General features: G+C 36.9%; 6 protein-coding genes and 2 pseudogenes. 1 reads left to right on the top strand and 7 read right to left on the bottom strand.

Annotated features, from left to right (window positions below; all coding sequences use genetic code 11):
- Positions 1-112 precede the first annotated feature (112 nt).
- Positions 113-757, top strand: coding sequence for a GntR family transcriptional regulator (locus ACQKNS_RS24005; protein ID WP_283902758.1), 645 nt, complete (start codon positions 113-115; stop codon positions 755-757).
- 203 nt (positions 758-960) lie between these two features.
- On the opposite strand, the gene ACQKNS_RS24000 is transcribed toward ACQKNS_RS24005, so the two are convergent.
- The 7 genes and pseudogenes from ACQKNS_RS24000 to ACQKNS_RS23970 form a co-directional block, all read right to left on the bottom strand.
- Positions 961-1221 carry a PfkB family carbohydrate kinase gene (locus ACQKNS_RS24000; protein WP_427645881.1) on the bottom strand — a complete coding sequence of 87 codons (261 nt, stop codon included), beginning with the start codon at positions 1219-1221 and terminating at the stop codon, positions 961-963.
- Between the two features lie 517 nt (positions 1222-1738).
- Entirely contained in the window at positions 1739-2986 is a 1248-nt protein-coding gene (locus tag ACQKNS_RS23995; RefSeq protein WP_427645762.1) for a helix-turn-helix domain-containing protein, read from the bottom strand.
- A gap of 313 nt (positions 2987-3299) precedes the next feature.
- Positions 3300-7382: a S8 family serine peptidase gene (locus tag ACQKNS_RS23990; RefSeq protein ID WP_427645761.1), complete on the bottom strand. Its 4083-nt coding sequence runs from the start codon at positions 7380-7382 to the stop codon at positions 3300-3302.
- 600 nt (positions 7383-7982) lie between these two features.
- Positions 7983-8537, bottom strand: coding sequence for a class I SAM-dependent methyltransferase (locus ACQKNS_RS23985; protein WP_427645880.1), 555 nt, complete (start codon positions 8535-8537; stop codon positions 7983-7985).
- Between the two features lie 129 nt (positions 8538-8666).
- Positions 8667-9719, bottom strand: a pseudogene (locus ACQKNS_RS23980) (tetratricopeptide repeat-containing glycosyltransferase family 2 protein); the annotation flags it as partial.
- Positions 9720-9848: 129 nt separating this feature from the next.
- Positions 9849-10487: pseudogene (locus ACQKNS_RS23975) on the bottom strand (glycosyltransferase family 2 protein); the annotation flags it as partial.
- Between the two features lie 125 nt (positions 10488-10612).
- On the bottom strand, positions 10613-11285 hold a 673-nt coding region (locus tag ACQKNS_RS23970; RefSeq protein ID WP_427645760.1), incomplete at its 5' end, for a BclA C-terminal domain-containing protein.

The following is an 11285-nucleotide window of genomic DNA, read 5'->3' as shown; positions in this document are numbered from 1 at the left end:
GTCCTATGAAGAATTTAGAAGCCGACGCTAATTTAAAAATCAAGAATTTTCAATTTTATATTGTATATTGTATAATAGATGGTATCAACTTTTAGCATAGGAGAGAAGGACTATCAAAAAGAGATACCAATCACTTAAAGACATTGTATATAATCATATAGCTGAAGAAATTCAGAATGGAACATTGCTTCCTAAGCATAAAATAAATGAAGTAGCACTAAGCGAGAAATTAGAAGTGAGCAGAACTCCCGTAAGGGAAGCTTTGATACAATTAGCCTCAGAAAATTTACTTGAGTATTTCCCTCGAAAAGGATTTATCGTTAAAGAACTTGATACAAATAAAAAGCTTGATGTTTTTCAAGTTGTTGGTGTGCTGGACGCCTTAGCAGCCTCATTATCTATAGCGCATATTACAGAAAGTGATATAGATCTAATGGAAAAGTTGGTTAAAAAAATTGACCTGTCAATTTCACAAAAAAATTATTCAGATTATCAAAAATACCAAAATCAATTCCATAAAGTTTATATTGATAAGTGTAAAAACGATACATTAATAGACCTTCTTAATTCTTTGCAAAACAGTTTTGTTAGACAAATTTATTTGAGTAAAGACGAAGAAAAACTTTTTGCCGTATTAGAACAAATGAATGAACAGCATAAACAAATTATCCATTACTTTAAAAAAAGAGACAAAGAAAATTTAGAGCAACTTATTAAGAATGAGCATTGGAAAATATCTCATATTGATATGATATAGGTTATATGGTTTCGATGCAAAAATGATTTATTGAAGAAAAAGTGGTAACTTTCCTATCAACTTACGGATTATATCAGTGGCTGCTGAACTTCCATCGTTTTTTTGAACAACCGCTTATATAAACTAATAATCGCGATGCACCTAGGCCTCCTAAGCCAGGTGTACCGCGATTATTTCACAATCCGAAACAAAAACAATGAAGACTAAATCTTATATATATCCTCTTCGTTTGGTAGAGAAGAAATCGCTCCTACCTTCGCACCTACTTTATTTGCAAAAAGAATGCTCTCTTTAAGCTTACTAAAAACACTAAGAGTTGTGTCATAGGACTCAAGATTTTCAAATTGAAATAAAGCAGCACCGACAAATGCATCACCTGCACCAGTTGGGTCAATTGTATTTACTTCGACGCTGTTTATTACACTCATTCCACTTCTATTTGAAAGAAGAGTGCCTTCATAAATATTCTACCAAGGTTTTTGATAAAATACCAAAACATAGATTATCACTTTTGATTGCGTTTTTAGGCTATCCATAAAAGAAAGCCCTGAACTTTTAGTAAAGGTTCAAGATAATCATATTGAATGTTAAAACAATCCCTTACACAACAGTCATTAGGTTTCATTTTCTTATTTATTCCTATAAATGGAAGACACGGAATCTACTTGAGGTCCTCCAAGCATTTTAAGACCACTTAAAATAAAGGATGGATCAGGAAAGTATCTATATAATAAATGGAATTCAGTTGTTTGACTAAATATCACTAGGTAAGGTAGCCGAATTGTTGATAGTTCATCATACTTTAAGTTGATGGACTTATCAGCTTTACATATTTTCTATTCGATATTTTTCAAGTAAACTTTTAATTGCTTTTCCAATTTTAATTCTTCTTTGATTGACTATTTTTTCACGCTGACTTTCAGCTTCAATCCAATCTATGCAGCATTAACATCTGCATAGAGTATCTTTTTTTATCAAGACTTATTCATGATCATAGTAGCTCTTTCTGCCTTGTATGTAAGAATTGGCAAGGTCCAATGCTTTTTGAACGGCACCAATTCGGTTATAGAAGTGGAAGAGTTTTTTTTCGTAGTGTTCAATAAACATGGTGAAGCCCATATTTTTAAAAAAAGGAAGGGCTGTAGTCTCAATAAAATGATAGTAATCGTCTTCTTCATGATTAAGCTGATAAAGGTGTAATTCAAAAAAAATCCAGTTATACGATTTTGTCGATTTTGCTATTCTAAGGCCTTTATGTGCTAATTCCAATAAAGTCTCGTTTGAAAGTAGTTTTCCTTTATAACAAGTATTAATATAACCATCTAATGCAGTTAAATAATGAGGAACCTTTTCATCCATTAGTTTCATGGCTTCTTTGTATATTTCGGATGCTTCTTTGTATTTTTTTCTTCTGTAAAGTTCAAATGCAAGATTATTAAGGAGCTTTGATTTACGGTCTATTTCATTAATGGTATCACAGGTACGTATTAATTGTTCGTAACGTTCTTTCGTCTCTTCAAAATCATGAAGCTCCTTTGCATTTAATTGTAATAACATGATCGTCTCTGTATCAATTATTCGGATGACATTTAACGTTTTTTGAAAATAGTCAAGAACTTTCTCTGCATAATAATACGATATTATATTAGAATGAATAAGATGATAGGCTAGTGCCAAATGGTAATAATATTCAAATTGATTATATTGACTTTGATCAATCGATATTAAAATTTGAATACAATCTCGATACTGTCCGTTGTAAAAATAATACATACCTAGAACATGCTTTAACATATTGCGGTCTTGCAGAGAAAAAGATGATTCATTTTTTTGCAGGTTTTGAATAATTAATAACGCTGTTTCTAATTGATTATTAGATAAATAATACCTTGCAGAGAGTAATTGATAGAAAACTTGAAAATCTGGCAATTGAATCAGTGTTTCTTTTTCGATTTCATCTTTTAAAATTTCTGATTCTTTGCTTTGTTGCATAACGAACGTGTTGTGCCATAACTTTAGTTTCTGTTGAAGATTATGATACCGCACAAATTCATCATCAAGACAGATATTCAATCTTTGGGATAATAAGTGAGTAATTTCCCCTGAATATTCTGTTATCTCTCGTTCTATCTTACTAAGATGTGTAACCGAACAAATCCCTTCACAAAGCTGCCCCTGCGTCAACCCCGCTCTTTCACGATAAAACTTGATAAGTTTCCCCTCAATCATAGCTTCACCTCTAGGTTGTAATTTTATCTAGTATATATAGAAAAAATGAATATATAATCTATATATTCTAGTAAAATTAAGAAAAGCGCAAGACTACTTTAATACCCTTCCTCTATTTATTAGCTTTTTCAATATTCACTATTGTTTCCTTTTTTACGAATTCCCAACCACCTCAATATTTTATTCAAAAGAAAATCCAAATAACGCAACCTTATTGGAATACTCTTTCTTTATAAATACTTTTGGAAAGTTTTATACTTTATTTAAAAGTTAAAACACGATGAAATTAAGCTTTCATCGTGTTTTTTAATATTTATGGCTGTATTCCCAACTCAACTAAAATTGATTCTAATGTCTTACCTTTATACTTCTTCTTTGGTTTTGGGGCATCCACAACATGCTCATTTTGCTTGAGATAGTTTGTTTGAACATATTTCATATCTTTGGCATCAACCATTCCATCAAAGGTGATATCCGCTGCACGCTTCTTTGTTTTCCAAGCATTTTGAATTTCGATCGCATCTAGAACATCAATGACATTGTCCTGGTTCACATCACCTGCTGTAATATCAAGGGCAGGTATCCAGCGATTTTGACCGTATAACTCACCATTGTGCTCAAAACCTATACCAGAATTTAGTTTTTCTTTCGTGACAAAGTGGCCTGGGATTTTCATTTCAATCGTGAAGTCATTTGTGCTTAACGGCAGCTTGTTGAATACATATTGTCCATTTTCTTCTACCGTTGATGTCGCATCGAACTCATTTCCTTCTGAATCAAAGATTTTCACTGTACCGCCAACCTTGCTCCAATCCCTTTTCTCTGTAACAGTACCATCTTCATTTTTAAATCCTTGCGGAGTGACATAACCCCTAGCCATTGAGAATTGAGGGTTAACCTTCCAACTTAAATCAGATTTTAACACACTGCTTGTCTGATTATTAGCATCAGTTACGCTCACAATCGGTTTAATGGCTGCTCCAAGGGTATATTGATCATCCTGCACCTTTAAGGTAACCTCAACGACTTTTGCATGGTCTAATGCTTTACTCTCTTCATTAAATTGGACAGTAACGACATTATCTTTAATCGTTAAAGAGGCTTTGTCCGAGAATTCACTGTGAAGCTTGGCATCAACTAACTCTACGCTATCTAAACCACTGTCATTGCCTCCGTCATCATTAAAGTTCCATTCCGCTTTTGACACTGCGTTAAGGTTATCTAATGATAGCGTTGCTTTTACCGTATCGCCTGTTTTCACCTCATATTTTTCGCCAATAGCATACGCGACAGGTGTACCTTCTTTTACAAAGTAATATTGCTTTGTTGCCGGTTTGTTTCCTGCCATATCATATCCATTCATGCGGAATTGAAGTGCTGGGATGGATTCATCCAGGGCGATTTCTTCGACAAACTTTCCTTCTTTATCCATTGGAATTGGCGTAGAAGGGAAACCACCTTGACCCCAGTAATACACCATCGAGTTCGATGATTGATCGATATTTACGCCCAATTTCTTTAGTTCATCAATGGTTGGATCTGTGATTTGAATTTCGAATGGATATGTTTCTTGACCTGGCTTATATTCAATAAATGGAGACTTTCCATCAAGTGAACTTTTGAAGCTCGGTGCATCGAGATCGATGAGCAAATGCTGCGTTTCAGTTGTAACCTTCCCGGAAGAACCTGTACCAATGAATTTCAACTTGTAATGTCCCCGTTTTTTCACATAACTTGCTTCTTCCGAAATGGGCTGTCTTGAGTTTCCTGTAAACTCATAATAAGCTCCATTAAATGCATTTAATCCATAATCTACATTGTCATAAGCGCTTTCTAAATTTATTGTTCCGACCAACCCGAGGTCCTTTCCTGTTTTGCCGTCTTGAAGAATGACATCCATTTTTTCCATTGGTGCACGAAGGTTAAAATCAGCAAATACAAATGGAGTACGCATAGGATCCCATGCCACTTGGTTTAAATGGCTTGGGGAATAGGCAGGGTTTAGTAGTCCAACCTTATTAAACCCATCTTCCATTGTCCGGAAGCTGAAAGGAATCCGATACTGCTCTGATGAATTTGCATTGTTTGTTAATGTAATATAGCCTTCGTAAATTCCATCCTTTGCTTTCTTAGGGATAAGCAAACGTGGTGTTACTTTTTTGAAGTCTTCACTTTTTACAGAAATTTTGCTTGGAATATCCAGCTTCACTCCATTTTCCTTCAAGCTGTTTGAACCATTCGATTCAGTTACAGATACACTGAAAGTTTTGTTTACTTTATCATGGTTTTCAATAGTGATTGATTTTTTTAGATTTAGTTTTTTATCTGCATAGTGAACGTCAAAGCTGAGTCCGCCCGTCAATTCTTTTACCTTGATTAATTCCTCAGCACCTGGAACAAATGTTTTATCATTAATTTTGAAGCTTGTTCCACTATACACAGCCTGGTATGGATCAACTCTTCCTGCTCCAACTTCAAATACACTATAGTCTCCGTTGAGAGGATCTGCCGTATTCATTAGAACAGCTTTAATATCTTCCGGCTCTAATTGCGGATTCGCTTGAAGCATGAGTGCTGCAATCCCCGCTGTATGAGGAGTAGCCATAGATGTTCCAGAATATCTTGAATATGCATATTGATAGTTTTCTTGATGTTCAGCGTCCACCATATAAGAAGGGATTGTTGAGAGAACACTTACTCCCGGTGCCGTCACTTCTGGCTTCATATCGTATGTTTCTCTTGCCGGGCCTCTTGAGCTAAAGTCCGCTAAGTGGTCACCTTCTGTCTGTTTATCCGCGTATTTGGAGAAAGTAAAATTCGCTTCACCTGCTTGAATCTGTGCTTTAATGCTTTCTCCCGCTTCTTTTGTTAAAGAAAATGACGGCACAAAGTCAACGGACTCTCCAAGATTGGCATTAATTTGCCCTTCCACATTGTTATAGAGAAGAACGGCGGCTGCTCCATTTTGTTTTGCATTGCTGACCTTTTCCGCCAAGGCGAATTCTCCGCGTTCCACAAGTGCTATTTTCCCTTTTACATCCTTGCCGGAATAATCAGAGCTATTTCCTAAACCGACATTCACTACCTCATAGGATTTCCCTTCCCATTCCTTTAAATGGTCTGAATAGTGGCGTGCCAAACTAACAAGTTCGATCAAATCTTTATTTCCGATTTTCCCGTTGAAAGTAGAAACCGCCATCGGTACGTCACTCGCCCCGACTGTCAAAGCAAGTGCTGCTGAGCCAGGTGAACCTAATGTATAGCCATCTGATCCTGCATTTCCGGCTGCTACAACTGCTGTTACATCATTAAGGACAGCATAGTTAATGGCAGTACTGGTTGGATCATAAGGATCATTGATGTCCGATCCGAGGGAAAGGTTGATAACATCCATGCCATCGTTTACAGCTTTTTCTATACCTGCAATGACCCCTTCAGATGATCCTGATCCATATGGTCCAAGAACACGATACGCGTATAATCCCACATCAGGAGCCACACCTTTCACAGAAACCTCTGCATTCGTTCCTTGTCCAGCAATGGTACCTGCAACATGTGTTCCATGGGAAGTATAATAGGAAGAACCGGACCAGCTAAATTCTGATTGCCCCGACGCTTGCCAATCCTTGTACGTTGCCTCCATTGGATCATTATCTTGATCAACTAAATCGTAACCGCCCTTATATGCACCCTTCAGATCAGGGTGGTTGTAATCAATCCCTGTATCAAGAACCCCAACTTTGATTCCTTTTCCTGTAATACCTTCATTGTGCAGCTGGTCAATTTTTAAATATGGAATACTTTCAACGGATGTACCAGGGGCTGATTTCTCTCCCATGGCGATCGGATCGACCTTAAATTCTACATCTTTATATACTGCTTTTACGACTTCGGATTGTAAAAGCTGCTCTACCTGATTAGCTGGCATCTTCATAGCTACCCCGTTATAAACGGTCTTAAAGGTAGAAGTGATTTTATGACCTGTTTTCTTGCTTTTAAGATTAGTAGATGGAAGAATCGATTGAATGTCTTTATTAAACTGAGCATGTTCCTTTTCTACTTGATCATCCGCTTGTTTTTTAGAAAGCTTCTTTCCTTTTACATTCGCATCCAAGACTGCAACTTTCCCCGGCTTTGATTTAAACTGGACAATGACCGAGATTTCTTTCTCCTTTTTTAACTCTGCCATTTTAAATCCTTGCAATCCGACATTATCCGTCATTTCAAGTTGATTTAATGCTTTTCGTTGTTCACTGGTCAACGAAGCCAAGACGTCTTCTGCCTTTATGTTCGCTGCATTTGCATAAGGAATGAAAGGCGTGTTTGCTGATGATAGCAGCAAGCCAGCTGACAGCGTAATCGCCGCTGTTCGTTTAATGAATGAATAAATTTTCATATGTTCCCTACTTTCTTAGTTAATAGAAGATTTACGGAAAAATATATCTTTCTAAAAATTCAAAAGATTTATATAATAATATTAATTGCCTTTCTATTGAATTGCTATTGGGGTTATTTCACATTTCTTTCTACCTATCTTTCTTTTGAATGATCTAAAAAAAAGCATTCCTCATGCGAATTTTAGTAAAAATGACTTAAATACATTTTATAAATTGGGGTTTTTTTAGTAAAATAAGAAAATATGAATTTCATTGAGATGGTTGAGGAGGGAAGGTCTATACTCATGTTGCAAAAAAGTTAATTCCCCAAAATATCCAAATTAACTTCCAAGTGTTATTCTAATCTTGCCCAATTGTTGAACTTACCTGCCCCTTTAGTTCCATAAGAAAAGAGCTGCCTTAAAGCCAGCTCCACGCTTCTGTTAGTTCATTAAAAACCCAATATGGAACCTAAGCTAAAATGACTTCATCTAATGTCTTTCTCAACTTAACAACCAACCTCCTGCAACTTTCGTCGTCATAAGAATAACAGCCATTCATCGATATCCGATTAATCGAGGTTTTAATATATAATAAACTTTTAGATTATTAATCTAAGCCTAATAGGAGGTTCTATAAGTATCTTGGAAAATGTTTTTCATTGAAAATACGTGGGAAAATTCTTGGTTATATCCTTTTGGAAACAATACGCCTAAACCGTATGAATGTTTAAACTCAATAAAATGATATCGAGTTTTCAATTGTTCCCAAAGTAAATGAACCCCAAAGTCACCGCGTTTAACAGCAATATCATGAAATAGAATCACACCTCGTTCCGCTAACTTTGGCAGCCAAGTTTCAAAATCATGGGAAACAGATTCGTAGGTGTGATACCCGTCGATGTGAAGTAAGTCAATCGAAGACTCTTCAAACCTATTCAGGGCTTCATCAAACCTGCAGCGAATTAAGGAAGAATTAGTTGAATAATATTTCTCTGCTATTTCGGAAACGACCTGGTATACATTATCTTCATAAAAGCCAGCATGTGGGTCTCCTTCCCATGTATCTACTGCGTAACACTTCGTGTCCAACCCTTGATCCTTTACAGCTTGAAGAAAACTAAAAAAGGAGACTCCCCAATGAGTTCCTAATTCTACTATCGTCCTAGGCTTCATAAACCTTACTAAATCATAGGCAAAACGTTGATGACCAACCCATGCAGATCCCTGAACAATAGACGGATGATCTAATTCAAAATCAAATTCAGGTATATGAAAAATCCAGTTGTTCTCTAATTCCGGTTTCTGTTTTTTTAATAACTCCTCAAAAAATTGTTTGTTGTACAATACTTTTTCATCATTCGGATTATACATTCGTGCTATTTCGTTGTGGTAATAAGCTTTTTTATAGTCGCTTAAATGATAATAGCATAAACAAAGTTGTATATGTGGCAGCCATGTCCAGCAAGCTTTGTTAATAAATCCCCAGTTATCTTTCGGTTTTTCCAATTCAGTGGCTGTTTTGTACCAATATATTGCGGAGTGAAAATCATTTTTCTTTAAAAACTGAAAGCCAATCCTACAGCAAAATTCTGCACGAGGAACACCATATTCAAATGACTTGAATGTATATTCCCTTTCTTTTGCTTCATTACCCAGATGATAATATATATCTGCTAATTTTCCACATGCAGAAATATTATCTTCTACCCAACCCTTATTAGAATTTAAAAATTCAAGGTAGTAATCAATGGCTTTTTCGTATTGTTGATGATCCAGCAGTTCGTTCGCAAAATAATATAAGTCCCTGGGAGTAAACTCTTTTCCTTTGGCGATTCGTTGTTCGAAGATTTGTAAATTCCGTTTAGAATTATGATGAATGCCTTTATGAGTAACAATAACCTCACTGTTTATAATATATCCGTCGACTTCCAGGTACTCATGAACAGCCCCATGCCACTGGAAATTTTTGATTCTTTTTACAAGCCGATTCCGTCTATAGCTAAGAACTGGGTTTCCAGATTCATCTTTACCCAAATGGTATAGCATCGTTACCGAATCCACAGTGGGGTCTAGGGTACGTTTTAACTCAAGAAGCTTCATCTGATCAGCCTCTAAAAGAACATCGTCTGCATCTAACCAAAGAATATAGTCTTTGGTTGATTTACTAAAGGCAAAATTACGTGCTGCTGAGAAATCGTCGATCCAATCAAAATCAAAAATTAAGTCTGTATATGTTCTAACGATTTCTTTCGTATGATCAGTAGATCCTGTATCCACTATGATAATTTCATCAACGATATCTTTTACACAGTCAAGGCACCTTGAAATTGTATCTTCCTCATTTTTAACGATCATACATAAACTAATTGAGATGTTTTTTTCAAATTCCAATAGTAAAGAATAAATGTCTTTTCCCCACTTTTCTTGAGCTTTCTCTCTATTTTCATTGAGTAATCTATTCAAGTCTACTTCAGAGTTATTAAACGTTGAATGGCCTTCATGATGTACATAGGAATCCAGGGCAATCATAAGCTCAAAGCCTTTTATTCTAGCGCGGAGACATAAATCATCATCTTCGAAATTTCCCAAACCGAATCGTTCGTCAAATAACCCAATTTCATCTAATACGTTTTTTTTAACGAGTAAACAAAATCCTGTTAAGCGGTTACTAGGCATCGAAAGTCCTTCGTTCTGGATGCAATATTTTCGCGCAAAATCATCCAGTTGACTATCATCTTGATAGGACACAGCAATTTGTTGCGGATATCCGCAATAATTGCTAACTGGTCCCACCATTCCTATTTTTTCATTAATATAGAGAACCCGAAGCATGTTCCTTAACCAATTTTCCGTTACGACGGTATCGTTATTCAAATAAAGAATATTGTCACCAGTCGCAATTTCTGTCCCTTGGTTGCAACCTTTCGGGAAACCCAAATTCTCCTGATTAAAAATCGCCTTCACATCCGGTTGGACTTTCAAATAATCGACTGTTCCATCCTTTGATGCGTTATCTACAACGATTAGCTCATACTCATTCGGCGTATATTTCCGTATACTTTCCAGACACCGTTTTGTTAATTCCAATTGATTGTGAGTTAAAATGATGATGCTGGTTTTCATAAATCCCCCACCTAACCTCATTTTCCAAATTTAAATTATACTACTTAGATGATAAAGGAAAGATACAAAAAATATTCCCGTTTGAAACAAAAAACGGCCAATGTATAATCGGCCGGTTTTTTATCTTAATTTAACTTCATAATATGCACCGAAGCGTCCACAGTTGGTTCCGTTCCCCCAACGGGTGTATTTAAAGTAACGGTACCCGTTTGGGATATGAAGTTTCTTAAAGTTAGTGTCGCTGGAGCAGAGGTTACGTTAACAATAACTCTCCCATTCAATTGGGGAGTATTATTGGTGCCGTATATCGAACCAGGAACCAAATTATTATTTAGGAATAAAGCAAATTGTTTACCAGTTCCCACTACAGTTGTAACCCCGAAAAGTACAGAATAATGACCCGTTGTTGGCAGAATAATTTGCGTTGTCCCGGGTGTATGGGTAATACCAACTAGAGGTCCGTTTGTGTCAAAGATTACATCTGACCCTACAGGTACATTCTGTATCGACTGGTTATAAACATAACCAAACGTCGATAATCCTGCTGTACCCGTTGGCCCCGTCGGACCCGTAGCTCCCGTTGGACCCGTAGCTCCCGTCGGACCCGTAGCTCCCGTCGGACCCGTAGCTCCCGTCGGACCGGTGGCTCCCGTCGGACCGGTGGCTCCCGTCGGACCCGTAGCTCCCGTCGGACCGGTGGCTCCCGTCGGACCCGTAGCTCCCGTCGGACCCGTAGCTCCCGTCGGACCGGTGGCTCCCGTCGGACCCGTAGCTCCCGTCGGACCGGTGGCTCCCGTC

Origin of the sequence: Peribacillus sp. NPDC094092 (genome assembly GCF_050279365.1) — a bacterium.
Taxonomy (GTDB): domain Bacteria; phylum Bacillota; class Bacilli; order Bacillales; family DSM-1321; genus Peribacillus.
The sequence above is the reverse complement of the archived record's forward strand: the minus strand, read 5'-3'. Positions and strand labels throughout refer to the sequence as shown.